The organism is Stenotrophomonas sp. PS02297 (genome assembly GCF_029959705.1).
GTDB lineage: Bacteria > Pseudomonadota > Gammaproteobacteria > Xanthomonadales > Xanthomonadaceae > Stenotrophomonas > Stenotrophomonas nitritireducens.
Genome location: NZ_JASCOS010000003.1, coordinates 36570 through 59804, shown reverse-complemented (window position 1 = coordinate 59804; position 23235 = coordinate 36570). Strand labels below are relative to the sequence as shown.

General features: G+C 68.4%; 28 protein-coding genes and 1 pseudogene. 8 read left to right on the top strand and 21 right to left on the bottom strand.

All coding sequences use genetic code 11. The features are described 5' to 3' along the window. Positions 1-19: 19 nt before the first annotated feature. Together QMX80_RS01385 and QMX80_RS01380 are read right to left on the bottom strand one after the other, a co-directional pair. Positions 20-850 (bottom strand): DUF72 domain-containing protein, encoded by an 831-nt coding sequence (locus tag QMX80_RS01385; protein WP_055764435.1) that lies wholly within the window; start codon positions 848-850, stop codon positions 20-22. A 97-nt stretch (positions 851-947) separates the two neighbouring features. Continuing rightward, positions 948-1379 carry a VOC family protein gene (locus QMX80_RS01380; RefSeq protein WP_055764438.1) on the bottom strand — a complete coding sequence of 144 codons (432 nt, stop codon included), beginning with the start codon at positions 1377-1379 and terminating at the stop codon, positions 948-950. A 133-nt stretch (positions 1380-1512) separates the two neighbouring features. On the opposite strand from QMX80_RS01380, the gene QMX80_RS01375 reads away from it, so the two are divergent. Further along, positions 1513-3057, top strand: coding sequence for a serine hydrolase (locus tag QMX80_RS01375; RefSeq protein WP_055764440.1), 1545 nt, complete (start codon positions 1513-1515; stop codon positions 3055-3057). Between the two features lie 414 nt (positions 3058-3471). After that, positions 3472-5304 carry an ABC transporter ATP-binding protein gene (locus tag QMX80_RS01370; RefSeq protein ID WP_055764442.1) on the top strand — a complete coding sequence of 611 codons (1833 nt, stop codon included), beginning with the start codon at positions 3472-3474 and terminating at the stop codon, positions 5302-5304. Positions 5305-5401: 97 nt separating this feature from the next. Here QMX80_RS01370 and QMX80_RS01365 read toward each other — a convergent pair whose 3' ends face one another. From QMX80_RS01365 to QMX80_RS01310, 12 genes are all read right to left on the bottom strand, one after another. Next, positions 5402-5914, bottom strand: a complete 513-nt coding sequence (locus QMX80_RS01365) for a DUF1993 domain-containing protein (protein ID WP_282274762.1) — start codon at positions 5912-5914, stop codon at positions 5402-5404. 544 nt (positions 5915-6458) lie between these two features. Further along, entirely contained in the window at positions 6459-7031 is a 573-nt protein-coding gene (locus QMX80_RS01360) for a TMEM175 family protein (protein WP_055764446.1), read from the bottom strand. 71 nt (positions 7032-7102) lie between these two features. After that, complete coding sequence (locus QMX80_RS01355) at positions 7103-7582, bottom strand: hypothetical protein (RefSeq protein ID WP_282274758.1); 480 nt, start codon at positions 7580-7582, stop codon at positions 7103-7105. Between the two features lie 46 nt (positions 7583-7628). After that, positions 7629-7880, bottom strand: coding sequence for a DUF6868 family protein (locus tag QMX80_RS01350; protein WP_055764450.1), 252 nt, complete (start codon positions 7878-7880; stop codon positions 7629-7631). 31 nt (positions 7881-7911) lie between these two features. After that, complete coding sequence (locus QMX80_RS01345) at positions 7912-8250, bottom strand: tRNA-binding protein (protein ID WP_055764452.1); 339 nt, start codon at positions 8248-8250, stop codon at positions 7912-7914. 75 nt (positions 8251-8325) lie between these two features. Further along, positions 8326-8715: an SgcJ/EcaC family oxidoreductase gene (locus tag QMX80_RS01340; RefSeq protein WP_273085106.1), complete on the bottom strand. Its 390-nt coding sequence runs from the start codon at positions 8713-8715 to the stop codon at positions 8326-8328. Positions 8716-9121: 406 nt separating this feature from the next. Beyond that, the gene (locus tag QMX80_RS01335; protein ID WP_282274752.1) at positions 9122-9511 is read right to left on the bottom strand and encodes a VOC family protein; all 390 of its coding nucleotides are present in this window, start codon (positions 9509-9511) and stop codon (positions 9122-9124) included. A gap of 67 nt (positions 9512-9578) precedes the next feature. Then, on the bottom strand, positions 9579-9977 hold the full coding sequence (locus QMX80_RS01330) for an MAPEG family protein (RefSeq protein WP_282274749.1): 399 nt from the start codon (positions 9975-9977) through the stop codon (positions 9579-9581). A gap of 98 nt (positions 9978-10075) precedes the next feature. After that, positions 10076-10540, bottom strand: coding sequence for a LuxR family transcriptional regulator (locus QMX80_RS01325; RefSeq protein WP_345782335.1), 465 nt, complete (start codon positions 10538-10540; stop codon positions 10076-10078). A 117-nt stretch (positions 10541-10657) separates the two neighbouring features. After that, positions 10658-11212, bottom strand: coding sequence for a hypothetical protein (locus tag QMX80_RS01320; protein WP_282274744.1), 555 nt, complete (start codon positions 11210-11212; stop codon positions 10658-10660). 85 nt (positions 11213-11297) lie between these two features. Next, positions 11298-11558 carry an SHOCT domain-containing protein gene (locus QMX80_RS01315; protein WP_273085118.1) on the bottom strand — a complete coding sequence of 87 codons (261 nt, stop codon included), beginning with the start codon at positions 11556-11558 and terminating at the stop codon, positions 11298-11300. Positions 11559-11705: 147 nt separating this feature from the next. After that, positions 11706-13508 (bottom strand): DUF885 domain-containing protein, encoded by a 1803-nt coding sequence (locus QMX80_RS01310; protein ID WP_282274741.1) that lies wholly within the window; start codon positions 13506-13508, stop codon positions 11706-11708. Positions 13509-13614: 106 nt separating this feature from the next. Here QMX80_RS01310 and QMX80_RS01305 point away from each other — a divergent pair, with 106 nt between their 5' ends. Both QMX80_RS01305 and QMX80_RS01300 read left to right on the top strand, forming a co-directional pair. Then, positions 13615-13971, top strand: a complete 357-nt coding sequence (locus QMX80_RS01305) for a GFA family protein (RefSeq protein WP_055764468.1) — start codon at positions 13615-13617, stop codon at positions 13969-13971. 50 nt (positions 13972-14021) lie between these two features. Further along, the gene (locus tag QMX80_RS01300; RefSeq protein WP_273085148.1) at positions 14022-14765 is read left to right on the top strand and encodes a DUF4349 domain-containing protein; all 744 of its coding nucleotides are present in this window, start codon (positions 14022-14024) and stop codon (positions 14763-14765) included. Between the two features lie 40 nt (positions 14766-14805). Here QMX80_RS01300 and QMX80_RS01295 read toward each other — a convergent pair whose 3' ends face one another. Both QMX80_RS01295 and QMX80_RS01290 read right to left on the bottom strand, forming a co-directional pair. Next, positions 14806-15036 (bottom strand): hexameric tyrosine-coordinated heme protein, encoded by a 231-nt coding sequence (locus QMX80_RS01295; protein WP_273085125.1) that lies wholly within the window; start codon positions 15034-15036, stop codon positions 14806-14808. Positions 15037-15167: 131 nt separating this feature from the next. After that, entirely contained in the window at positions 15168-15461 is a 294-nt protein-coding gene (locus QMX80_RS01290; RefSeq protein ID WP_282274738.1) for a hypothetical protein, read from the bottom strand. A 192-nt stretch (positions 15462-15653) separates the two neighbouring features. Between QMX80_RS01290 and QMX80_RS01285 the strand changes: the two genes are divergently transcribed. Continuing rightward, a complete protein-coding gene (locus tag QMX80_RS01285; protein ID WP_282274736.1) occupies positions 15654-16520 on the top strand; it encodes a DMT family transporter in 867 nt (288 codons plus the stop codon). A gap of 59 nt (positions 16521-16579) precedes the next feature. Here the strand turns inward: QMX80_RS01285 and QMX80_RS01280 are convergent, their stop codons facing one another. Continuing rightward, complete coding sequence (locus QMX80_RS01280) at positions 16580-17476, bottom strand: peptidylprolyl isomerase (protein ID WP_282274735.1); 897 nt, start codon at positions 17474-17476, stop codon at positions 16580-16582. Between the two features lie 152 nt (positions 17477-17628). Between QMX80_RS01280 and QMX80_RS01275 the strand changes: the two genes are divergently transcribed. Both QMX80_RS01275 and QMX80_RS01270 read left to right on the top strand, forming a co-directional pair. After that, on the top strand, positions 17629-17994 hold the full coding sequence (locus QMX80_RS01275) for a PadR family transcriptional regulator (protein WP_273085132.1): 366 nt from the start codon (positions 17629-17631) through the stop codon (positions 17992-17994). Continuing rightward, positions 17991-18974 (top strand): sensor domain-containing protein, encoded by a 984-nt coding sequence (locus QMX80_RS01270; RefSeq protein WP_282274734.1) that lies wholly within the window; start codon positions 17991-17993, stop codon positions 18972-18974. The genes QMX80_RS01275 and QMX80_RS01270 overlap by 4 nt, the downstream gene beginning before the upstream one ends. Before the next feature lie 73 nt (positions 18975-19047). Here the strand turns inward: QMX80_RS01270 and QMX80_RS01265 are convergent, their stop codons facing one another. From QMX80_RS01265 to QMX80_RS01255, 3 genes and pseudogenes are all read right to left on the bottom strand, one after another. After that, the gene (locus QMX80_RS01265; protein WP_282274835.1) at positions 19048-19209 is read right to left on the bottom strand and encodes a DUF2798 domain-containing protein; all 162 of its coding nucleotides are present in this window, start codon (positions 19207-19209) and stop codon (positions 19048-19050) included. A 468-nt stretch (positions 19210-19677) separates the two neighbouring features. Then, positions 19678-20901, bottom strand: a pseudogene (gene phaZ, locus QMX80_RS01260) (polyhydroxyalkanoate depolymerase); the annotation flags it as partial. Between the two features lie 130 nt (positions 20902-21031). Continuing rightward, positions 21032-21628: a class I SAM-dependent methyltransferase gene (locus tag QMX80_RS01255; protein WP_282274732.1), complete on the bottom strand. Its 597-nt coding sequence runs from the start codon at positions 21626-21628 to the stop codon at positions 21032-21034. Between the two features lie 62 nt (positions 21629-21690). On the opposite strand from QMX80_RS01255, the gene QMX80_RS01250 reads away from it, so the two are divergent. Then, positions 21691-22146: a CopD family protein gene (locus QMX80_RS01250; protein WP_273082222.1), complete on the top strand. Its 456-nt coding sequence runs from the start codon at positions 21691-21693 to the stop codon at positions 22144-22146. A gap of 107 nt (positions 22147-22253) precedes the next feature. On the opposite strand, the gene QMX80_RS01245 is transcribed toward QMX80_RS01250, so the two are convergent. Beyond that, positions 22254-23213, bottom strand: a complete 960-nt coding sequence (locus QMX80_RS01245) for an acetyl-CoA carboxylase carboxyltransferase subunit alpha (RefSeq protein WP_055764485.1) — start codon at positions 23211-23213, stop codon at positions 22254-22256. Between the last annotated feature and the right edge of the window lie 22 nt (positions 23214-23235).

Below are 23235 nucleotides of genomic sequence, written 5' to 3'. Positions count from 1 at the left end.
CGACGCCGCACCGCGCGCTTCAGTTTCCGCCGAGCAGGCGCAGCAGTTCGCGCGCCGCCGCCGGGTTGCGGTGCTTGGCCGCGCTGATGAAGTAGACGAACACCTCGCGCGGCGCCGGGGTGGCCGTCACCGGGCTGGAGTGCGGCAGGTCGTGCGGGTCGCGGCCCTGGCGCCAGTCGCCGATGCGTTCGGCCCAGCGCGCCAGTTCCCGCGGCGGATAGCCGGCGGCGCAGTCGTCGCGGCTGCGCATCAGTCGCGCGTAGACGAAGTCGGCGCACAGGTCGGCGGCATTGGGATGGTCCGGCGAATCGGTGAAGACCAGCGCCATCCCGCGCTGCCGTGCCTGCGCGACCAGCCCGGCGTCGAGGAAGGCCGGGTCGCGGATCTCCAGTGCGTGCCGCTGCGCCCGGCCGTCCACCTGCGGCGGCAGCAGGTCGAGGAAGCCGGCGAAGTCGTCGGGGTCCAGCGTGCGCCCGGCCTCGAACTGCCAGACCAGCGGCCCCAGCCGGTCGCCCAGCGCGGCGATGCCGGCGATGAAGTCCTGCACCTGCGTACCGGTGCCGGCCAGCTGCCGCGCGCCGGTGATGCGCTTGGGCGCCTTGGCCGAGAACACGAAGCCTTCCGGCGTGGCATCGCGCCAGCCGGCGTAGATGGCCGGCTTCTGCGTGCCGTAGTAGGTGCTGTTGATCTCGATGGCGGTGAGCTGGCGGCTGGCGTATTCCAGCTCGCGCCGCTGCACCAGCCCCGGCGGGTAGAACATGCCGCCACGCCAGGGCGCGTAGGTCCAGCCGCCGATGCCCACGTGCACGCCCTGCGTGGTTGCGGGGGCGGGAGCGAACAGGTCATCCATGGGCATGCGGGTCCGGGCGGGGCGTCATCGCGCCGATTCTATCGGCAGGTTCCGCGGACGCATCGCTGCCGCGCCCATCCGCGTACCGTCCTTGGGTTCATGGCGCTTTCGCGGCCCACGGGTCGTAGCTGCCGAACCACCACAGGTGGCCTTCCGGGTCGCGGCAGGCATAGCCGCGGCCGCCGTAGTCCTGGTCGGCGATGTCGATGACGATCTCCGCGCCGGCCGCCGTGGCGCGCGCATGGTGGGCGTCGGCGTCGCTCACGATCACACAGGCGCTCTGCGTCTCCATGCCGCCCACCTCATCGGGCTGGATCATGTTGCTGCCCCAGGCGCCGGGCTGCACCGAACCGAGCATCACCATGCCGTTGCCGAACACCAGCTGCGCATGGTGGACGGTGTTCCCGTCCTGGTAGACGGCGTGGCGCTGGAAGCCGAAGGCGCGGCACAGCCAGTCGATGGCCGCCGGCGCGTCGCGATAGCGCAGGCACGGGATGATGGTGGCGGTGGTGCGGGCGGCGAGGTCCATGGCGGCGTTCCGGTGGCGTGGAGGGCGAGGGTGGGCGCGGCCGCGTTACCATCGCGAGAAGGCCGGCATGCCGGCATCGATCTCGAGGGAGAACGCATTGAACAAGTGGTTGGGGAGCGGGCTGGCGCTCGCGATGGGCATGGCGGCGCAGGCGGCCGACGCACAGGAGACGGCAATGCCGGGGGAACTGCAGCAGCTCGACGCCACCGTGGAACGGGTGCGCCAGCAGTTCGACGTGCCGGGCGTGGCGGTGGCGGTGGTCAAGGACGGCAAGGTCGTGCTGGAGCGCGGCTGGGGCCTGCGCGAGATCGGCAGGCCGGAGCCGGTACAGGCCGATACGCTGTTCGCCATCGCTTCGAACACCAAGGCTTTCACCGCCACCTCGCTGAACCTGCTGGCCGAGGAAGGCAAGCTGAAGATGAGCGACCGGGTGGTCGACCACCTGCCCGGCTTCCGCATGTCCGATCCCTACGTCACCGGCGAGATGCGCATCCGCGACCTGCTCTCGCACCGCAGCGGCCTGAGCCTGGGCGCCGGCGACCTGCTGTTCTGGCCGACCACCACCTACAGCAACGCCGAAGTGGTGGCGCGGCTGGCGCACGTGCCGCTGAAGAACGGCTTCCGCGACCGCTACGCCTACGACAACATCCTCTACGCGGTGGCGCAGCAGGTGATCGAGAAGGTGTCCGGCCTGTCGTACGCCGATTTCCTGCAGCAGCGCATCTTCGACAAGGTCGGCATGGCCGGCACCCGCTACAACGCCGACCACCTCAAGCCCGGCGACAAGCCGGCCATCGGCCACGCCAAGTTCGACTTCAAGGACCTGCGCCCGGTGGCGCCGCTGACCTGGTCCAACAACGCCGGTGCCGGCGGCATCTATTCCAGCGTGCACGACCTGGCCCGGTGGATGAACGTGCAGCTGGCCGGCGGCAGGCTGGCCGACGGCACGCCGCTGTTCTCGGAAAAGACCCAGCAGCAGATGTGGCAGATGCAGATCCCGCAGGTGGTGGCCACGCCGTCGGTGCCGGAACTGATGCCGGCCAAGCCCAATTTCGCCGGCTATGGCGAAGGCTGGAGCCTGAGCGACTACCGCGGGCAGAAGCTGGTGTGGCACACCGGCGGCTGGCCGGGGCAGGTGTCGCGGCTGACCCTGGTGCCCGACCAGAACCTGGGCGTGGTGGTGCTGACCAACCAGGAATCGGGCGCGGCGTTCAACGCCATCACCCTGAGCGTGCTCGACGCGATGCTGGGCGCGCCCGCGCATGACTGGGTGGGCGCCTACGCCGCCAGCGTTGCCAAGGCGCAGGACGGCGCCGACGAAGGCTGGCAGAAGCACGTGGCCGCGCGCGATGCGAAGAGCCGGCCGTCGCTGCCGCTGTCCGGCTATGCCGGCACCTATCGCGATGCGTGGTACGGCGACGTGTCCGTGGAGCAGAAGGGCGGCAGGCTGCGCCTGCGCTTCGGCGCTACTGCCGATCTGCAGGGCACGATGGAGCACTGGCAGCACGACACCTTCATCGTGCGCTGGGACAACCGCTCGCTCAACGCCGACGCCTTCGTCAACTTCAGCCTCGATCCCGACGGCAAGGTGCGCGAGGTGCGCATGCAGGCGGTTTCGTCGTTGACCGATTTCAGCTTCGATTTCCAGGATCTGCTGCTGCAGCCGACGGCGCAGTGACGATCCGGCGCCTGCCGGACGCGGTTCTCGGCAGGATGCGCGCCGGGGATGGACGGGAAAGGGGCAGGATTGCCCCTTTCCCGCCAGCCGCACATGGCCGTGTCCGGCGCGCCATCGGCGGTCGGCATCGACCCTGCGGGCTCTCCTGATCGGCATCCTGTCGATTCATTCCCGGCCCGGCATCCACCCGGCACGATCGCAGGGAGTCCGTGCCTTCGCCGTCTGGCAGCGAAGGCGCCATCCCACTCTTCTGGAGACCTCCCCGCGCTGCTGCATGCCGAACGGGCGAGCCCGTCGACATGACCTGCATCGCCCGGGCTGCATGCCGGCGCGCGAACGCCGCGCCTTGCCGGCACCCTGGGTCGCGGGGATACGCGACAATGGCCAACCCCATCCGTTCGCTGGCCCGTCTCCATGTTCCGTTGGTTCGAATCCCGCCTCGACCCGTTCCCGTCCGATCCGCCCACGCAGCCGCCGCGCGGCCTGTATGCCTTCTGTCGCCATTACACGCGCGGCGCGGAAAAATGGCTGCTGCTGATGGCGCTGACCACCGCCGGCATCGCCGTGGCCGAGTTGGCGCTCTATGCCTATGTCGGCTCACTGGTGGACCGGCTTGGCGCGACCACGCCGGCCACCTTCCTCGATGTCGAGGGCCCGCGCCTGCTGTGGATGGCGCTGCTGGTGCTGGTCGCGCTGCCGCTGCTGGTGCTGCTCAATTCGCTGGTGCAGCACCAGACCCTGCTCGGCAATTTCCCGATGCGGATCCGCTGGAGCGTGCACCGCTACCTGCTGCGGCAGTCGATGGGCTACTTCCAGGACGAATTCGCCGGGCGCATCGCCACCAAGCTGATGCAGACCTCGCTGGCGGTGCGCGAGACCGTGGTCAAGCTGTTCGACATCGGCAACTACGTGCTGGTGTTCTTCATCGGCACGCTGGCGGTGGCCGGCGCTTCGGACTGGCGGATGATGCTGCCGTTCGCGGCCTGGCTGGCCGGCTATGCGCTGTTGATGTGGCATTTCGTGCCGCGCATGGAGCGCATCTCGCGCGAGCAGGCCGATGCGCGCTCGGAGATGACCGGGCGCATCGTGGACAGCTACACCAACATCGCCACGGTCAAGCTGTTCTCGCACTCGCGGCGCGAGCAGGCCTACGCGCGCGAGGCGATGGCCGGCTTCCTGGACAAGGTGCATCCGCAGATGCGGCTGGCGACGCGGATCTACTCGCTGCTGTATGCGCTGAACATGCTGCTGTTGTTTTCCGCGGTGGCATTGGGCCTGTGGCTGTGGCACGGCGGCTCGGTGAGCGCCGGCGCGGTCGCGGTGACCGTGGCGCTGGTGCTGCGCATGCTGGGCATGTCGCAGTGGATCATGTGGGAGTTGTCGGCGCTGTTCGAGAACATCGGCACCGTGCATGACGGCATCAATTCGATCTCGTTGCCGCCGACGGTGGACGATGCGCCCGGCGCCCCGGCGCTGGCGCGGTTGGCCGGCGACATCCGGTTCGAGGGCGTGTCCTTCCATTACGGCAAGAACCACGGGGTGATCGAAGGACTGGACCTGCACGTGCGCTGCGGGGAGAAGATCGGCGTGGTCGGGCGCTCGGGGGCGGGGAAATCCACGCTCGTGAACCTGCTGCTGCGTTTCCATGACGTCGAACGCGGCCGCATCCTGGTCGATGGCGTGGACATCGCTTCCGTGCAGCAGGACTCGCTGCGCGCGCAGGTGGGCGTGGTCACCCAGGACACCTCGCTGCTGCACCGTTCGATCCGCGACAACCTGCTCTATGGCCGCCCCGATGCGACCGAGGACCAGCTGCGCGCCGCCGTGGCCAAGGCCCGCGCCGATGGCTTCATCGCCGATCTGCGCGACAGCGAGGGCCGCAGCGGCTACGACGCCCATGTCGGCGAGCGCGGCGTGAAGCTCTCCGGTGGCCAGCGCCAGCGCGTCGCCATCGCCCGGGTGCTGCTCAAGGATGCGCCGATCCTGGTGCTGGACGAGGCGACCTCGGCACTGGATTCGGAGGTGGAAGCGGCCATCCAGGAGAGCCTGGATGAGCTGATGGGCAACAAGACGGTGATCGCCATCGCCCACCGCCTGTCCACCATCGCGCGCATGGACCGGCTGGTGGTGATGGACCATGGCCGCATCGTCGAGACCGGCAGCCATGCCGAGCTGCTCGCCGCCGGTGGCCTGTACGCGCGGCTGTGGGCGCGGCAGACCGGGGGCTTTGTCGCGGCCGAAGACTGAGGCCGCGGCGCCGGCGGCCGTTGTCCTGCGCCGTGAAAAGCCGCCGCCGGCAGCACCGGCGGAGGCTTCCAGGCAGGGCCCGGCCGGGCCGGTGGACTCAGTAGCTGCCCATGTAATCGCGCTTGCCGATCTCCAGGCCGTTGTGGCGCAGGATCGCGTAGCTGGTGGTCACGTGGAAGAAGAACTGCGGCAGGCCGTACTGCAGCAGGTACACATCGCCCTGCAGCTTCTTCTCCTTCGGCGTACCGGCGCGCAGCACGATCTCGCGCGACTCGCTGCCTTCGAACTGTTCGGCGCGGAAGCTGTCCAGGTGTGCCAGCGCCTTGGCGATCAGCGCCTGCAGTTCGGCGAAGCCGGCCTCGGCGTCGTCCGGCCAGGACGGCACCTCGGTATTGCCCAGGCGCGAGCTGATGCCCTTGGCGAAATCGGCCGCGATCTGCACCTGGCGCACCAGCGGGAACATGTCCGGGAACAGGCGCGCACCAAGCAGCGCGGCCGGTTCGATCTTCTTCTCGGCGGCATGGGCTTCGGCCTTGGCCAAGACCCCGGACAAGGCGCCGAGCATCTGCTTGAGAACGGGTATCGAGGCGCTGTACATCGAAAGAGACATGGTGGAACTCCGTCAGAGGGAAAACCGGCGCGGCGGGGTGGCCGCGCGCGTACTGAAACCCCGACAGCATAGGCCGTGCACGCGCGATATGCGCCTGAAGCGCAAGGCGGGATTGCTGATCGGGCGCCACCGGCGCGTTGCGTGCCTCATGCCGGCAGCCTGATCCGCGCCGGCACCCGTTGCAGACCCGGCACAACGACCGCTGCCGCAGCCGTCATCGGCAAAGCCGCCGTTGGCGATCTCGTGTGGCCGCCTGCGCGGCCTCGCTGCGGGCGCTGGACTGCGGCGCGGTCCTGGCGATCAACGCCCGCGCCTGGGTTGCGCGCGGGTCCGCGTCCAGCTCGCCGGCCCTGATCGCGTCGGCGATGATTTACAGCTGCCGCACCGCCTGCGGGTACTGGTGCGGCAATTGACGTGCGGCGCGGTAGTCCCTGGACAGCGTCTGCCTTCGCGGATGGAACCGGATGGAGGAGGATTCCTGCGCCTGCCGGATCGGCCGTGACCGTCCGAGCTGTACTTCGGCCTGCCTGCGCGCCGCGGCGGCTCAGCCGATGCGACGTTCGATGCGGCGGTCCGGGATCAGCCAGAGCAGCGCCACCAGCGCGTAGGTTGCCTGCGCCAGATGCACCTGTACGAAGCTCAGGCCGATGCCGAGCAGATACAGCACCGGGGACAGCTTGCCTTTCCAGTCACCGGCCAGCATCTGTTTCAGTGCCGAGCTGTCGCCCTCGGCGGCGATGATGCGCCGCTGCAGCAGCCAGTACGCCACCGCTGCGCCCAGCAGCACCACGCCATAGGCCGCGCTGGGCAGCGGCTGGGTGTAGTAGTCGTCCATCCAGCGGGTGCCGAAGGGCAGCAGCGACAACCAGAACAGCAGGTGCAGGTTGGCCCACAGCACGCTGCCGGAGATGCGGCTGGACGCCTGCAGCAGGTGGTGATGATTGTTCCAGTAGATGCCCACGTAGACGAAGCTGAGCACATAGGCCAGCAGCGTGGGGATCAACGGTTCGAGCGCGGCCAGCGTGGCCCCGTCCGGGACCTGGATCTGCAGCACCATGATGGTGATGATGATCGCCAGTACGCCGTCGCTGAATGCTTCAAGACGTCCCTTGCCCATGTACTGTCCCCGTTGGTTGCTGTCCTGGCGTTGCCCTCCCATCGCGGGAGAGATGGATGGTCGATTCCGGCTCAACCGGCTGCCCTGCGCACCAGCGAGGCCAGCGTGGCGGCCTCGGCGTCGCCGAAGCGGTGGATGGCGAACGACGTGGGCCACAGGCCGCCGTCGTCCAGCGTGGCCTGGTCGCTGAAACCGAAGGTGGCGTAGCGCGTCTTGAACTTGCCCGCACTCTGGAAGAAGCACAGCACCTTGCCGTCCTTCGCCCAGGCCGGCATGCCATACCAGGTGCGTGGCTGCAGGCCGGGCGCAGCGGCCATCACCAGCGCGTGGATGCGGCGCGCCACGTCGCGCTCGGCCGCGGGCATTTCCTCGACGCGGGCCAGCAGGTCGGCCTCGCCTTCGGCGCTGCTGCGGTTGGCGCGCGCCTCGGCCTTCAGTTCCCGTGCCCGCGCCTTCATGGCGGCCTGTTCTTCCGCGGTGAAGGTGCTGGCGGCCTTCTTCGTGGCCGTGCTTTTGCGCGGACTGCTCTTGGCGGTGGCGGAGCGGGTCATGGGAGTCCTCGTCGGGGAACCGGCGGATGCCAGCGAAGGTTGTGGGTCAACCGCCGTTGCGCGCCAGGCAGAGCGCAACCAGCGGCGCGAGATTGAACAGCAGGATGCCGATCTTGTACACGGCCATGCCGCCGTAGTGGATCGCATCGAAGGTAGCGTCCGGCAACGCGAACCAGCGGCCGTGCAGCCGCCGCAGCGCGCCGCGCGCGGAGATGAAGGCGATGAACCAGGTCAACAGCACGGCGTAGTTGAAGGCGAGCGACCACAGCAGGAAACGGCAGAGGAAATCGCTGTGCATGGCAGTGCTCCGCAGGGAGGGAAAAAGCCCGTTACAGCAGCCGGGTGCCGAGCGGGACTTCGTGCTCGGGTACGCACAGCGATACCTGTCCCCCGGCGTTGTGGAAGCCGGTGACCAGGCACCCGGACATGATCGGCCCGATCTGCTTGGGCGGGAAATTCACCACGGCCACCACCTGCTTGCCGATCAGCGTTTCCGGCGCATACAGGTCGGTGATCTGCGCGCTGGACTTGCGCACGCCGATCTCCGGGCCGAAATCCACCTGCAGGATGTAGGCCGGCCGGCGCGCCTGCGGAAACGGCTCGGCGGCCACCACGCGGCCCACGCGCAGTTCCACCTTGGTGAAGTCGTTCCAGTCGATCGTTTCCACGCGCGCGTCTCGGTTGGGGGGTGCCGATCAATAGCGCCGATGGTCGCGGGCCGTCAATACGCGTTGCCATGCGGGTCATGCGCCGGGGCCGAGCAGGTTGGCGTCGCGCGCCAGTACCCAGTGCCCGTTCCGGCGGTTGAGGATCGTCAGCGTGTGGCCCTCGCGGGATACCGGGCGGCCGCCGGGCGGGGTGATGGTGACGGCCAGCTGCTGCCACAGGAAGGCCCAGTCGCCGAGCACGCGGATTTCCCGTATCGCATTGCGGCCCTCGACCCGGGGCGCATCGGCGCCGGCCTGCGCGCGCATGGCGGTGGCGAAATCGGCCTTGCGCATGGGCGGGTTGCCGGGCGTGAGGAACACCGCGTCGTCGGCGACCAGTGCCAGCACGGCGTCCACGTCGCCGTCGCGGCTGGCGGCGAGCCAGGAGTCGACCAGCCGCCGGATTTCCTGTTCATCGTCATGCATGGGGCGACCCCTCCGGATGTCCCAAGGTAACGCCGCACCGCGCTGTCGCCGCGTGAGGACGACGGGGTTTCAGTGGCCGGCAGGCGACGCGGGTTCCTGCATGGCGGGCCTCCCTGTGCGCCCCCTTCGGGCGGCTTGGCTGTGGGAAATGCCTGTCCTGCGGTTGCCACGGCCTGCCCGTCATGCGGCACCGGTACGCCGGGCAGGCCGCGTTCCGCCGCTTCCAGCGTCCTCGGGCTGAAGAGCCCGGACGGATGGCGCAGAAGTAGGCAAGGTTTCCGTCGAGGGCGTCGGGTGGAGTACGCCAGGCGGACCGGAGGCGGTCATGCTTGTTCCCTGCCGCGGCCGATGCGTGTGATGCAGGAAGAGGAGGCGCTGTACGGCGCGGGGCGGTCGTCGCCTGCCATCAGATCGCGTCCTGCGCGCTGATCATGACGTAATAGCCATCCGGATCGCGGACGGCGAACTCCAGGGTTCCCGTGCCGGGATTCAGGGCGGGCGCGAGCGCCAGCGCCGCGACCTGCCGACGGGCGCGTTGCAGGGCCTGGTCGAAGTCGTCCACGCGGAAGAACAGCAGCAGGCCGTTGCCGGGCTCGGCATGCGCCGGGGTGGCGAGCGTGGGGTGGTCGTGCGCCTGCCATCGGTGCAGACACAGGAGCACCGTGCCGTCCGCGTCGACGAGCTGGCCGAAATGATCGTGCGCGGGTTGCGAGGGGGGCAGCCCCAGGAGCGACTGATACCACGCGAAGCTGCGCGCGACGTCGGCCACGGCGATGATCGTCCAGAGGCGTTTCATGGTGACTCCGTTGCTGGGGGCGGGCGGGGCAGGTCCGCGGTACCGCCTTGCCCATCGGGATGAAGCGTCAGCGCGACCACGTTCCCACCGCTTCGACCCACAGGCCCAGCACGGCGAGGAAATTGAGGGTGAAGACGATTCCCCGGAGGCGGACGTTGCGGGTCAGGATCTGGACGGCGCTGTGCAGGACGCGGCCGGCGACGAACAGCCAGGCCAGTGCGAGCGTCGTCGGGCCCGGCGGGAACGGCAGCAGAACCAGGCAGGCGGCGTGGAAGAACAGCGGCCATTCGAACTGGTTGGAAAGATTGGCGCTGATGCGCGGTTCGACGTCGGCCCAGGGATTGCCGCCGTCGACCCGGCGGCCGATGCCCCAGACCGCGGGCGCCCGGGCGACGGTAAGCAGGACGTACAGGAGCGCGGCCAGAGCGACGTGGGCCGCCATCGGGAAGATCAGGACATTGTGCATGTGCGTTCCTGTTTCACGAATGAGGTGGAGCGACGCGCATGCGACGGCCGGTTTGCGCCATCACCGGATGCGCGGGAGCGGCGGGGCGATGGCGGCCTTCAGGGGCTGCCGGGCGCGCGTCTGAAATAGGCAGTCCGCAGCACCGGCGTTCCATCCTTGAAATAGGCCTCCGTCTCGGTCATGACCTTCCCGTCTCCGCTCACCGAATAGACGCGGGTGGAGCGCGGGATGCCTTCGTAGACGAACTGCATGACCAGGACGTTGGGCTCCGGCATCTTGGCCGCGAGGACATCGACCCAATAGGTGCCGGATGCGCGGCCGGGCGTGCCGTCCAGGGACAGGGTGGACTCCGAATGCAGCGCATTGCCGCCCTGGTCGACGATTTCGACGCGTTCGTTCCACTGGCCGTCCGGCGTGGCGGCGAAGGCGATGTTGACGCTTTTCGGTCGCGCTTCGGGCGGCATCGACAGGCTGTCCACCTCCAGCACCCAGTGGCCGACCAGCGGTGAATCGGCCGGCGAAGCGGCATGCGCGGGCGTGCCGGCAAGGGCGGCGGCGGACAGCAGCGCGGCGAGCATCACGTTCATGCGGTCTCCATCGGGGTGTCGGGGGAACACGGGTGCCTGGAGCGGATCATGCCTCCGGGCGGTATCGGCATGGGTGAACGGCGGACCCGCGCTTCACGCCCAGAACATGAGGGCGAGCGTGCAGGCCGTCAGCACCCCCAGGCCTGCGCGGTGCCACCGCTGGCGCCCGGCGAAGATCAGGGCAAGCGGAATGGCCAGCGGCAGGACGTACTTCATCGCGATGAACAATGGTTCCTGCAGGAACGCGGATCCCGACAGGGCGATGTTGCTGGCGAAGCTGACGCAGGTGGGAATCAGCAGCGCGGTCATCAGCGCGCGCCTGTTTTCCAGATAGTAGTCGTCGATGCTGGCGTAACCGGCGTCCGTCCGCGGGAACATGACGCGGGCGATGAAGATGTAGGGCAGGGCCATTCCCAGGCAGACAAGAACCTTCCATGGGTCCATCGCCAGGCCGCCGCGTCCATCCCAGAAGGAGGTCCATTGCCCCGCAGCGCGCAGCAGGATGAGAAGGCCGAGCAGGATCGTCGACGCGCCGAGGGCGGTCCGCGCGCGATCCACCCAGCTGTCGGCGAAGCCGGTCATCGCGTGCGCCACGGCAAGGCCGAGCAGCAGCGAATAGAGCGAGAACAGAAAATCGAAACCGTCCATTTCTTCCCCTGTGGCGGCGATGGGTGCCGCGGGCGCCGCATCGCGCCGCCGGCAGGCACGGGTCTGCAGAGACGCCGGGGCGGGACTAGAGGTCGTCGAGCAGCGCGGCGCGCTTCTGCTCGTACTCCGCCTCGCTGATCAGCCCCTGTGATTTCAACGTGGCCAGTTCCTGCAGCCGCGCTCCGGTCGATGGCAACGGCGGCGGCCTCGAGGGCACCGGCATGGCGGCGCGGGCGGATTTCCCCGAGCCGCGGGCCGCCAGCCAGACGAGCAGGCCCACGAGGATGACGGGTATGCCCAATACCAGGAGCAGGATGATCCAATGCCAGATGCTGAAGCTGCCCATGTCCTTCCCCTCATGCAGTGTCGCGGAGTATCCGGTCCCGGCTGCTGGATGGGAAGGCACCGGCACTGGCCGGATTTCCGGTTCCAGGCGGCGCAACGGCAAAGGCCCGGGAATCCCGGGCCTTTGCGCATCCATCGAGCCGGGCGATTATTCGATCGGCTGGTCCAGCATTAGCTGGCGGGCGAAGCGCACCGGCGGCGCGCCGTAGGACAGGATCTGGTCGTGGTAGGCCTTCAGGTTGAAGCCGGCGCCCTGCTTTTCCTGCACGGCCTTGCGGGTGTCGAAGTGTTCCTGCGCACCGACGAAGTAGGTCGGCAGCTGCGCCGAGGTGAGCTGGGCGCGCACCCACTTGCCGGACGCTTCGCTCTCCTGCTGGAAGGCGTCGTGGGTCATCAGCTGCATGGCCTGCTCGCGGCTCCAGTTGTCCACGTGCACGCCCTGGTCGAGGATGGCATTGGCGATCGTGCGCAGGTAGAACTTCAGCTGCACCAGGTGGAACAGCGGGTCGTTATCCAGGTAGCCCTGTTCCTGCATCATGCGCTCGGTGTAGACCGCCCAGCCCTCGGCGAACAGGCCCGAACGCAGCACGGCGCGCAGGGTGGAGGGGAACTTGCCCGAGTGCCAGCCTTCCAGGTAATGGCCCGGCGTGCCTTCGTGGATCGAGAGCAGGTGGATCATTCGGCTGTTGTATTCGCGCAGGAACGAGTCGACCTGCTTGTCGTTCCAGTCGTCCGGAATCGGCGAGACCGCGTAGAAGGTCTTCAGGTTCTTGTCCAGCGGGCCGGGCGAATCGCAGTAGGCCACGGCCACGCCGCGCTGGAATTCCGGCATCAGGATGATGTCCACCGGCGCGTCGGGCAGGGTCACCAGGTCGTGCGTGCGCACGAACTCGGTGGACTGCGCCAGCGAGGCCTTGGCGTCTTCCACCACCTTGTCGCGCGCGGGCTTGTCGGCATAGGCCAGTTCCAGCGCGGCCTCGATGGCCTTCTGCTGCTGCGCGTCGCTCGGCTCGGCCGGCATCTCCGGCGCGCCCGGCTTGTCCTTCAGCACCACCTGGGCGATGCCGTACATGTCCTTGCGCACGCGCGCCAGTTCGGCGCGGGCGCGCTCGCCGATCTCCGCGCGCGACAGCGAGGAGTTGAGCGAGAACTTCAGCTTCTGGTCGTACTTCTCCGCGCCGATGCGGAAATCGCCCCTGGCGTTGGGCACCAGGGTCTTGTCCAGCCATTCCTGCTGCTCGGCGACGGCCTTGTTGAGGTTGTCGATGGCAGCGGTCAGGCGCTGCTGGTCGGCCGCCTCGAGCTGGCCGATGTTGGGGGTGATGAAGGTCTCGACCAGGCTGAGGATGCCCTTGTTCTGTTTGGCCACGGTCTCGGCGTGGATCTTCGGCACGCGCGCCGGGTCCAGGTTGGCGCGGGCGGCGGCGAAGATCTGCGGGATCTTCTCGATGCGCGCGGTGGCCGACTTCAGGCGCTCGGGCAGCGGCGCGAATTCGCGCGCCATCAGGCCATAGATGGCGCTGCCGGCCAGGCCGTTGTAGACCTGCGGGTCCCACTGCCAGGACTGCAGGCTCTCGTTGCTCCAGATGTCGGACTGCAGCTGGTTGCGCAGGATCGCGGCGTCGACCTGGTTCTCGCGGCCGAGCTTGCCGACATCGATCTTGTCCAGGTCGGCGAGCAGCGCCTTGCTGGCCTCCAGGCCCTTGTGCTGGCCGGCGGCGCTGAGGTCGTCGAGTTCGCTGTCGTAACGGTGGTCGCCGATCTGGGTGGCGCTGACCGGGGACAGCTGCATCCAGGTATCGAGCGCCTTCTTCGACAGCTCGGCGAACTGGGCGTCGGCCTGGCTCTGGCCGGCCTGTTCGGCTGCGGTGGACGGGGCGGTCGGGGCGTCGCTGTTCTGGCAGCCGGCCAGGCTGGCGAGCAGGGCGGCGGCGAGCAGGTGCTTGCGCATCGGGATACCTGTTGCGGAGGGAAAACCGGAGCATAGGGCAGCTGCCGCACGGGCGCCCATGCCATTGGCTTACCATGGCCGCCAGGTGCCCCCTGGAGGTCGTGCGATGCATTACGAAGGCAGCTGTCACTGCGGGCGCATCGCGTTCGCGTTCGAATCGGCCGAACCGGTCGCCAGCGCGCTGTCCTGCAACTGCTCGATCTGCCGGCGGCGCGGTTCGCTGCTGTGGTTCGGCCCGCGCAGCGGTTTCGAGCTGAAGAGCGATCCCGCCGGACTGGAAAGCTACCGCTTCAATTCCGGGCATATCGACCATCATCATTGCCGCGTCTGCGGCGTAGCCCCGTTCAGCGAAGCGGTGGACCCGCGCAGCGGCGAGCCGACCGTGGCGATCAACCTGCGTTGCGTGCCGGCCGTCGATCTGGATGCGCTGGAAATCACGCGCTACGACGGGGCCAGCCGATGACGGCTGCGCTGCGTCGTTCCTGCGCGCTGGTGGGCATCCTGCTGGCGCTTATGCTGGCAGTGGGCTGCAGCAAGCACGATGCGCGCACCGCGGGCGTCGCCGCCGAGGCCGCGATGGCCTCGCCGGAAGGCGCGTTCCTGGCCTATGAGCACACGGTGCAGCTGCGCCTGCCCGGCGGGCAGATCGCGCCGCGGTTGAAGGCGGTGGCCGAGGCCTGCCAGGGCGGGAAGTTTGGCGACTGCGCGGTGCTGCAGCTGTCGCAGAGCGGTGGCGATACCGCCTCCGGCGCGATCGAGGTGCGCATCGCGCCACGGGGCGTGGAGCCGATCATTGCGCTGGCCAGCGAGAAGGGCGAAGTAACCCGCCGCGACACCCGCGCCGAGGATCTCGCGCAGCAGGTGGCCGACACCCGTCTGACCCAGGCGCGGCTGAAGAACGAGCACGCGCGCCTGGGCGAATACCAGCAGCGCAAGGATCTGGCGGTGGCCGACCTGCTGACCATTTCCCAGCGCCTGTCCGAGATCGAGGCGGGACTGGAGCAGGCCGGGCGCGATGCGGCCCAGCAGCACCGGCGCATCGATACGCAGAAGGTGACGATCCAGCTGGATTCGACCAGCAGCCAGCGCAACCGCAGCGAGATCGGCCGCGCGCTGGCCGAGTCCGGCGGCATCTTCACCACCAGCCTGGCCTACCTGATCCGCATCTTCGCCGGCCTGCTGCCGCTGCTGCTGGTCGGCGGCGCGCTGTCGTGGGGCGGGCTGAAGCTGTGGCGCCGACGGCGCAGGCGCGATTGATCCACGCGCAGGAGCGCAGCAGGACGCGCTCCTGCGGCTTTCACGGCCGCCAGTAGTCGTTGGCCGCGGCCACCGTCTGGAAGTTGATGGCCACGACCTGCGAGGCGGCGGTGAGCGCGTCGGCGGAGTCGGCGTATTCCGGGCGCAGCTTCTGCAGGATGGACAGGTCCGGCTGCGTGTATTTGACGCCGCGGCGGCTGAGCAGGACGGCGAGTTCGAAGCCCTGCTGCGGCGTGGCGGTGATGAGGCTGTCGAGCCAGTGGTCGGTCATCGCGGCGATCTCCTGTACCGGTGTGCGGACAGGCGAATGTGCGCCGCCGCCGGCCATGCCGTCTTGATCTGGATCAAGCCGCGCGCGCAATGCTTCACCGCCGCCGGCCGTCGCATCGGCTGCAGGGCGGCTCAACCCTCGTCGTGCTCGTACTCGATGACCAGCCCGCGTTCGCGCGCCAGCCGTTCCACCGCCTGCCGCGCCTTCTGCGCAGTGGCGTCGTTGCCGACTTCCACTTCCAGTTCGTGGATGCCGGGGCCGATGTCGTCGGACAGGCCGGCCGAACTGGAATCCTCGTCGTCCATGTGCGACATCAGGTCATCGGTTTCCTCGACATGCTCGATGCCTTCCAGGCCATGCAGCAGGTCGCCAACGGCCAGGGCGTCGTCGGCGCTGCCGGTGATGCGGATGCGCAGCAGGGACATGGCGATCTCCGTGGGAATGGAGCGTGCAGCCTGGTCAGTCACCGGGCAAGGGGGCGTGAAGCGCGATGGATGCCGGCGCGGTGTTTGTCAGCGCGCCCGGTTGGGCGGATGCTTGCGTTCCATTACCGGAGGGATGTCCATGGCGTGTGGAGTGCGGGCGGGAAAGGGCGTGGCAGCGCCGGGAGAGAAACGATGAATGGCGCGACGCCGGCCGCGCGCGACTGGTTGACCCCGCTGGAGTTGCTCGGCCTGGGCATGGTGTGGGGTTCGTCCTTCCTGTTCATGCGCATCGCGGTACCGGACTTCGGGCCGTATGCGCTGGTGGAAATGCGCCTGCTGCTCGGCGCGCTGGTGCTGGTGCCCTTCCTGTGGCGCGCACGCGCGCAGTTCCCGGCGCGGCGCTGGCTGTGGCTGGCGCCCATCGGCCTGGTCAATTCGGCGTTGCCGTTCGTGCTGTTCGCCTGGGCGGCCGAACGCGCGCCGGCGGCGATCGGCGCGATCTGCAATGCGATGACCGTGCTGTTCGCCGCGTTGATCGGCTTCCTGTTCTTCGGCGAGAAGATCGGCCCGCGCCGTGCGTTCGCCCTGCTGGTGGGTTTCTCCGGCGTGGTGGTGCTGGCCACGGCGAAAGTCTCGGGCCTGGCGATCGGCGCGGCGGTGGTTGCCGGCACGGTGGCGGCGCTGCTCTACGGGCTGGGCGCCAACCTGGTCCGGCGGCACATGCATGGCCTTCCGCCGGCAGCGGCGGCAGCGGCCACGCTGGGCTGCGCTTCGTTGTGGATGCTGCCGATGGCGGTGAGCCACTGGCCGCGACAACCGGTGCCGCTGGGCTCGTGGGCCAGTGCCGTCGCCCTGGGCATCCTCTGCACGGGCCTGGCGTTCCTGGTGTTCTATCGCCTGATCGGCCGGGTCGGGCCGTCGCGTGCGGCCACCGTCACCTACCTGATCCCGCTGTTCGGCGCGCTGTTCGCGTGGCTGTTCCTCGGCGAGCCGGTGACCGTGCAGATGCTGGTCGCCGGCGGCCTGATCCTGGGCAGCGTGGCGGTGAGCCAGCGCTGAGCGTCCCCCATGAAGGCGTGCGGCGACGGCATCCGGCCGTCATCCGCACGCGGCCCGGCTCAGCGCACCGGCAGCGGGATGTTGCACAGGTCGATGTGACCGGCCGCGCGCTTGTAGAAGTCGTCGCGGCGGTTGCGGCGGGCCTCCACCGCCTCGGCGAAGGTCCTGGAGTCGGTGCGCAGCACCCGCAGCGGCGTGCGCTGGTCGGCGGGCACGTCGCTGGCCAGGCGGATCGATCTGATCGGCGTGCGCTGTGCGGCATCCTCGTAGAAGCCCATCGGATCCGGTCCGCGCCTGGTCGCGCTGAGCAGTTCCATGCCCTTGAGCACGCGACCGACCAGGGTGATGTTGCGGTCGAGCTGGCGCGGCGACTGGCCGGTGACTACGTACAGCTCGGCGCCGACGCTGCTGTCCTCGTCGTTGTTGCGGCCGGCGCCGACCGCACCGTAGCAGTGCGCCAGCCAGGCGTGTTCGCCGTCGCTGGCCACGGCGAAATCGCCTGCGAAACCGGTCCGTGCGGCCCAGCCGTCGCGGTCGGGCAGGGCGGTGAAGGCCAGTCCGCGCGAGGGCCGCTGGAACTCGGCGGGCAGGTGGGTCTTCGCGCTGCCCAGCGGCCGCGCCTTGGCCGGGTCGTCGGCGTCGGCGTCGCCGAACTGGACCACGAAGTTGTCCTGCGAACGGTAGATGCTGGTGCCGTTCCAGAAGCCCTCGCGTGCCAGGGTGCGGATGTTGCCGGCGTGTTCCGGCGCGAATTCAGGCGCCAGTTCGATGATGACGCGACCGCTGTCCAGGTCCATGTACAGCAGGTTGTCGGCGGCTGGCGCGTGCCAGTCGCTGTCCGGCGAGGCGGCGAGGATTTCCTGCACGCTGCGGTACTTGGCCGGCGCATCGGCGGCCAGCACCGGCAGCGGGGACAGCGTCAGGGCCAGGGCCAGCAGGGTCGGGCGTAGCGTCATCGGGCGCGTTCCGTGGTCGGGTGTGGGCCGATTCTGCGTGATCGCCCGGTACCGCCGCCAGAGCGTGCCGGGAGTGGGGTGACTATCGGCACATCCACTATAGCGAAGTGAGTAATAGTGTTGGCTTCAGGCTAGTCGGCAGGAGCAAGGCCATGGGCGACTTCGACGCCCAACTGCGCAAATTCCAGAAGGAGCTCAGCGCCGGCACGGTCTCGCTGGCGCTGCTGGCGGTACTGGCCAAGGCGCGGGAGCCGCTGTACGGCTACCTGATCGCCAAGGAGCTGGAGCGCACCGGCGATGGCGTGCTCAGCGGCAAGCAGAGTGCGTTGTATCCGGTGCTGCGGAACCTCGAGGGCGCCGGCCTGCTGGAAAGCCATGTCGAGCCGTCGGTAGCCGGACCGCCGCGGCGCTATTACCGCATCAATGACGAGGGCCGTGCCGTGCTCAAGCAGTGGATCGCGGCCTGGAACGCCACCCGGGACTCGCTGGAGTCCGTACTGGAGGGAGTGGAACGATGAACAACGAGATCCATGCGCGGCCGCTGCCGACCACGATTCCCGGGTACCTGGAACAGCTGCGCGCGGCACTGGCCGGCGCGGACCCGGCGATGATCCAGGACGCGTTGTACGACGCCGAGGAATACCTGCGCTCGGAGCTGGCCGAACAACCAGGCAGGAGCGAGGCCGAGGTGATCGCCGGCGTCGCTGGCAGCTATGGCGCGCCGGAAGAAGTGGCCGATATCTACCGCGAGACCGAGGTGACGGTGAACCGCGCGCTGCGCACGCCGCTGCCCGGGCGACCGCCGGTGGCGGCGCCGCCGCTGGCGGCAGGCGTCGCTGCTGGCGCTGCCGGCGTGGCTGCAGCAACGACGAAGCCGCGCTCGGCGATGGCGCGTTTCTTCGGCGTGGTACTGGACCCGTATACCTACGGCGCGCTGTTCTACATGCTGCTGTCGCTGGTCACTGGCATCTTCTTCTTCACCTGGGTGGTGACCGGGCTGTCGCTGTCGATGTCGCTGCTGATCCTGATCATCGGCATTCCGGTGTTGCTGCTGTTTCTGGGCTCGGTGCGGGTGCTGTCGCTGGTGGAAGGCCGCATCATCGAAACCCTGCTGGGCGTGCGCATGCCGCGCCGGCTGACCTACGCGGACAAAAGCCTGGGCTGGACGACGCGGATCGGTGCGATGTTCACCGACAGCCACACTTGGCTGACGCTGCTGTATTTCCTGCTGATGCTGCCGCTGGGCGTGGCCTATTTCAGCCTCGCCACCACGCTGCTGTCGACCTCGTTGGTGCTGCTGTTCGCGCCGTTGGCCGATGTGCTGTTCCACCAGCCGGTGGGCATCTGGGTTGACGGCGTGAATCTGGCCGAAGGCTTCTGGCTGTGGCCGGTGCTGGTGATCGCAGGTGTGCTGCTGCTGTTCGCCACGATGCACCTGGCGCGCGCCATCGGCAGGCTGCATGGCGCCGTGGCCAAGCACCTGCTGGTGCGGTTGTAGGCGGTACAGGAGGAAGAAACGAACGGGGCGCCAAGGGCGCCCCGTTTTCGCGTGCTGGCCACTGGATGCGGCCTCAGTGCGTGCGTACGAGCGCTGCGCACCACCGGCAGGAGCAACAGCAAAACGGGAAGGCAATGAGCCAGGACACGCCCCAGGCGCCGAACCATCTGGACGTGAGATGAGGTGACAGGCCGAGGCTTTTCACGGTGCTTGTCAGCGATACGACGCTGGTCATCAGGATGGACAGCAACAGCGGCATGACCCACGCCCCTCAGCGCGCAGGAAGTTTGGAAATACCGAGGAATAGAGTGGTTTCTTGTGAAGCGTTCACGAATGATCTCCTGGGTCCGGTCAAGCGAAGGCGCCTCCCGCCCGTAGGAGGGCGAACGGCCCCTGCAGGGCCGGAGTCGATGGGCGCGTTGGTTGACGTGAACGCTTATGGCCCTGGCAGGAGCCGAGAGGACGGAGCGCGTGGTAAGTGCGCCGTGTTGTCCTGGCAAGGAGCCAGTGAGCGCACCTTGTCGCGATATCGCCTTTGAAGCAGCTCAACTTGGCCCGCGTTCGCTTCGATCACCTTCCCATGAAGGAAAGGCTCCCGGGGATGCCGGATGCTTCAACGCTGCGCGCGGCGACGCAGCGGAGTGACGTTGCTGGCGGACTTCTTCGCCTTCTTCGCGGCCGGCTGCGCGGACTGCGCGCCGAAGAAATCGCGCACCTTCGGGTAGACCACCTCGCGCCAGCGGCGGCCGCTGAAGATGCCGTAGTGGCCGGCGCCTTCGACGATGAAGTGGTCGCGGCGCGCGGCCGGAATGCCGGTGCAAAGTTTCTGCGCGGCTTCGGTCTGGCCCAGCCCGGCGATGTCGTCCAGCTCGCCCTCGATGCTCAGCAGTGCGGTGTCGCGGATGGCCGAAGGATCGACGCGTTCGCCACGCACATACCACTCGCCGCGCGGCAGCAGGAATTCCTGGAAGACCACGCGGATCGTGTCCAGATAGAACTGTGCCGGCATGTCCAGCACGGCGTTGTATTCGTCGTAGAAACGGCGATGCGCATTGGCATCGTCCAGGTCGCCCTTGACCAGGTCGGTATAGAAATCCCAGTGCGACATCAGGTGGCGGCTGGGGTTCATCGACATGAAGCCGGCATGCTGCAGGAAGCCCGGATAGACCCGGCGCCCCTGGCCCGGATACGGTGCCGGGATGGTGTGGATGACGTTGTTCTCGAACCAGGACAGCGGATTGCGCGTGGCCAGGTTGTTCACCGCGGTGGGGCTGCAGCGTGCGTCGATCGGCCCGCCCATCATCACCAGCGAGCGCGGCGTGGTTTCGCCGCGGGCTGCCATCAGCGATACCGCGCCCAGCACCGGTACGGTCGGCTGGCAGACGCTGACCACGTGCAGCCCGGCGGCGCCGAGGTGGCGGATGAACTCCTGCACGTACTCGACATAGTCGTCCAGGCCGAACTCGCCCTGTTCCACCGGCACCATGCGCGCGTCCACCCAGTCGGTGACATAGACGCGGTGGTCGCGCAGCAGGGTGCGCACGGTGTCGCGCAGCAGCGTGGCGTGGTGGCCGGACAGCGGGGCCACCACCAGTACCGCGGGCTGGGCGAGCAGGGCTTCGACCCTGGCGCCGTCGTTGCTGTGGCGCTTGAAGCGCAGCAGCCGGCAGAACGGCTTTTCCAGTTCGGTGAGCTGGGCGACGGGAACGACCTCGCCATCGAGTTCCAGCTCGTGGATGTCCCACTCGGGCTTTTCGTAGTCCTTGCCGAGGCGGTGGAACAGTTCGTTCATCGCCGCCAGCCGGTCGGCGCCGGGCATGGACGACCACCAGTGCCCCGGGTTGTTGAAGAACGCCGCGTTGGCCTGCGCCTGGTGGACCCAGGGCGCGAGCAGATTGCGGGTCATCTCATGCAGTTGATAGAGCATGCCGGGCAATATGTATGGTCATATGGTGCCATGCAGCATAACGCAAACCGGCGCGCACGGGGTTAAGCCGTGGTGCCGCCCGCGGGACATGCCGATTGCGTAGTGCCGGGCAGCGGCCGGCAGCCGGCCTTCAGGGGGAGCTTTCCAGTGCGGCCATGTCTTCGCCGAGCATCGGCCCCAGCCAGCAATGCGAGCCCGCCGCACGGAAGCCGGCATCCCGCAGCTGGCGGCGATACCAGCGCGCCGGACGCGCCTGGAAACCTTCGTGGTCGCCGTGGAATTCGTCCTCGGCGGCGAAGGTTTCCAGGAAGGCCACGCCACCGCACAGTTCGGCCAGGCCGGCCAGGCCCTGGCGCAGTTCGCGGCTGGGCACGTAGTGCATGACATCCGAACAGACCAGCAGGTCCACCGGCGCGCACGGGCGCAGCCACTGGAAATCGCCGAAGCGCGCCAGATGCAGATTGCGGCTGCGGCCATAGCGACGCACGGCGTACTCGCTGCCGTCGAACCCCATGTAGTGCAGCTTCGGCCGCAGTTTCAGCAGTGGCGCGCGCCAGGCGCCTTCGCCGCAGCCGATGTCGAGCACGCTGCGGACCGGGCGCTCCAGGTAGTACTCGGCGGTGGCCACGGCCAGTTGCACCTTGCGCGCCAGCCGCGCGGGGCCGCCGATGTCGCCGCTGCGGTACCAGCGCTGGAAGTAGGCGGCGTCGTATTGCTTTTCCTGCATGTGCGTGTCGGGAGCGGATGGGCGAAAATGCGGCCATCCTACGCCGCCGATGGAGCCAGCGCATGCAGTCGTATTTCTGGGTGAAGACCTTCCACCTCGTGTTCGTGGTGGCGTGGATGGCCGCGGTGTTCTACCTGCCGCGGATCCTGGTCAACATCGCCGAGGCCGCCGGGCAGGCCCAGGTCGGCGAACGCCTGCAGTTGATGGGGCGACGCCTGTACCGCTTCGGCCACGTCATGTTCGGCCTCGCCTTCGTACTGGGTCTGGTGCTGTGGCTGGGCTACCGGGTACTGCCGGATTTCCCGACCATGGTCGCTCCCGGCGCCGCCGGCTGGCTGCATGCCAAGCTGGGGCTGGTCGTGCTGCTGCTGGCGTATTTCATCTTCACCGGGCGCTGGCTCAAGGGCGTGGCCAAGGGCAGGACGCTGCCATCGTCGCGCACGCTGCGCTGGTTCAACGAGCTGCCGCTGCTGCTGTTCATCGCCATCGTCTATCTGGTGCTGGCCAAGCCGTTCTAGCCGTTGGCGCGGGCGCTGCGTCGCGGGAAACGGGGCCTGTTCTTCGCTCCGTGAAAAACCGAAGGCCGGCATGGCCGGCCTTCGGTCGATGCCTTGGCCAAGCGGGCTTACGCCGCTTCGTAGGCACCATAGCTGCGCAGGCGCTCGTAGCGCTTGGCCAGCAGTTCGTCGACCGGCAGTTTTTCCAGGGCGTCCAGTTCGTTGAGCAGCACCGCCTTCAGGCGCTTGCCCATCTGCTTCGGGTTGCGGTGGGCGCCGCCGATCGGCTCGCGCACGACCTTGTCGATCAGGCCCAGGCCCTTCAGGCGCGGGGCGGTCATGCCGAGCTGCTCGGCCGCTTCCTTGTTCTTGCCGGCGTCCTTCCACAGGATCGAGGCGCAGCCTTCCGGGCTGATGGTCGAATAGACGCTGTACTCCAGCATCACGGTGCGGTCGCCCACGCCCAGCGCCAGCGCGCCGCCGGAGCCGCCTTCGCCGATCACCGTGCAGATCACCGGCACCTTCAGCTCGGCCATTTCCATCAGGTTGCGGGCGATGGCCTCGGACTGGCCGCGCTCCTCGGCGTCGATGCCCGGCCAGGCGCCGGCGGTGTCGATCAGGGTCAGCACCGGCAGGCCGAAGCGCTCGGCCATCTTCATCAGGCGCAGCGCCTTGCGGTAGCCCTCCGGCTTGGGCATGCCGAAGTTGCGCTTGATCTTTTCCTTGGTGTCGCGGCCCTTCTGGTGGCCGATCAGCATCACCGGGCGGCCGCCGATGCGGGCCAGCCCGCCGACGATCGCCTTGTCGTCGGCGAAGGCGCGGTCGCCGGCCAGTTCCTGGAACTCGTCGCAGAAGATGCCGATGTAATCCATGGTGTAGGGGCGCGACGGGTGGCGCGCCACCTGCAGCACCTGCCAGGACGACAGGTTGCGGAAGATCTGCGCGGTACGCAGGCGCAGCTTGTCTTCCAGTGCCCGGACCTCGGCTTCGACATTGACCGCCGGGCCTGCGCTGGCGCTGCGCAGGTCCTGGATCTTGGCTTCCAGATCGGCGATGGGCTGCTCGAAATCGAGGTAGTTCGGATTCATCGGAAACCGTCTTGAATGAAAG

What these genes read in the sequence shown, in the direction of transcription:
- QMX80_RS01275 (WP_273085132.1), top strand. Translation starts at nt 17,629, where the DNA reads ATGGGCGACTTCGACGCCCAACTGCGCAAATTCCAGAAGGAGCTCAGC.
- QMX80_RS01315 (WP_273085118.1), bottom strand. Translation starts at nt 11,558, where the DNA reads ATGGGCAGCTTCAGCATCTGGCATTGGATCATCCTGCTCCTGGTATTG.
- QMX80_RS01330 (WP_282274749.1), bottom strand. Translation starts at nt 9,977, where the DNA reads ATGCACAATGTCCTGATCTTCCCGATGGCGGCCCACGTCGCTCTGGCC.
- QMX80_RS01300 (WP_273085148.1), top strand. Translation starts at nt 14,022, where the DNA reads ATGCTGGCAGTGGGCTGCAGCAAGCACGATGCGCGCACCGCGGGCGTC.
- QMX80_RS01335 (WP_282274752.1), bottom strand. Translation starts at nt 9,511, where the DNA reads ATGAAACGCCTCTGGACGATCATCGCCGTGGCCGACGTCGCGCGCAGC.
- QMX80_RS01360 (WP_055764446.1), bottom strand. Translation starts at nt 7,031, where the DNA reads ATGGGCAAGGGACGTCTTGAAGCATTCAGCGACGGCGTACTGGCGATC.
- QMX80_RS01290 (WP_282274738.1), bottom strand. Translation starts at nt 15,461, where the DNA reads ATGTCCCTGCTGCGCATCCGCATCACCGGCAGCGCCGACGACGCCCTG.
- QMX80_RS01270 (WP_282274734.1), top strand. Translation starts at nt 17,991, where the DNA reads ATGAACAACGAGATCCATGCGCGGCCGCTGCCGACCACGATTCCCGGG.
- QMX80_RS01280 (WP_282274735.1), bottom strand. Translation starts at nt 17,476, where the DNA reads ATGACGCTACGCCCGACCCTGCTGGCCCTGGCCCTGACGCTGTCCCCG.
- QMX80_RS01370 (WP_055764442.1), top strand. Translation starts at nt 3,472, where the DNA reads ATGTTCCGTTGGTTCGAATCCCGCCTCGACCCGTTCCCGTCCGATCCG.
- QMX80_RS01305 (WP_055764468.1), top strand. Translation starts at nt 13,615, where the DNA reads ATGCATTACGAAGGCAGCTGTCACTGCGGGCGCATCGCGTTCGCGTTC.
- QMX80_RS01250 (WP_273082222.1), top strand. Translation starts at nt 21,691, where the DNA reads ATGCAGTCGTATTTCTGGGTGAAGACCTTCCACCTCGTGTTCGTGGTG.
- QMX80_RS01385 (WP_055764435.1), bottom strand. Translation starts at nt 850, where the DNA reads ATGGATGACCTGTTCGCTCCCGCCCCCGCAACCACGCAGGGCGTGCAC.
- QMX80_RS01365 (WP_282274762.1), bottom strand. Translation starts at nt 5,914, where the DNA reads ATGTCTCTTTCGATGTACAGCGCCTCGATACCCGTTCTCAAGCAGATG.
- QMX80_RS01380 (WP_055764438.1), bottom strand. Translation starts at nt 1,379, where the DNA reads ATGGACCTCGCCGCCCGCACCACCGCCACCATCATCCCGTGCCTGCGC.
- QMX80_RS01375 (WP_055764440.1), top strand. Translation starts at nt 1,513, where the DNA reads ATGGGCATGGCGGCGCAGGCGGCCGACGCACAGGAGACGGCAATGCCG.
- QMX80_RS01355 (WP_282274758.1), bottom strand. Translation starts at nt 7,582, where the DNA reads ATGACCCGCTCCGCCACCGCCAAGAGCAGTCCGCGCAAAAGCACGGCC.
- QMX80_RS01245 (WP_055764485.1), bottom strand. Translation starts at nt 23,213, where the DNA reads ATGAATCCGAACTACCTCGATTTCGAGCAGCCCATCGCCGATCTGGAA.
- QMX80_RS01295 (WP_273085125.1), bottom strand. Translation starts at nt 15,036, where the DNA reads ATGACCGACCACTGGCTCGACAGCCTCATCACCGCCACGCCGCAGCAG.
- QMX80_RS01320 (WP_282274744.1), bottom strand. Translation starts at nt 11,212, where the DNA reads ATGGACGGTTTCGATTTTCTGTTCTCGCTCTATTCGCTGCTGCTCGGC.
- QMX80_RS01310 (WP_282274741.1), bottom strand. Translation starts at nt 13,508, where the DNA reads ATGCGCAAGCACCTGCTCGCCGCCGCCCTGCTCGCCAGCCTGGCCGGC.
- QMX80_RS01255 (WP_282274732.1), bottom strand. Translation starts at nt 21,628, where the DNA reads ATGCAGGAAAAGCAATACGACGCCGCCTACTTCCAGCGCTGGTACCGC.
- QMX80_RS01285 (WP_282274736.1), top strand. Translation starts at nt 15,654, where the DNA reads ATGAATGGCGCGACGCCGGCCGCGCGCGACTGGTTGACCCCGCTGGAG.
- QMX80_RS01265 (WP_282274835.1), bottom strand. Translation starts at nt 19,209, where the DNA reads ATGACCAGCGTCGTATCGCTGACAAGCACCGTGAAAAGCCTCGGCCTG.
- QMX80_RS01340 (WP_273085106.1), bottom strand. Translation starts at nt 8,715, where the DNA reads ATGCATGACGATGAACAGGAAATCCGGCGGCTGGTCGACTCCTGGCTC.
- QMX80_RS01350 (WP_055764450.1), bottom strand. Translation starts at nt 7,880, where the DNA reads ATGCACAGCGATTTCCTCTGCCGTTTCCTGCTGTGGTCGCTCGCCTTC.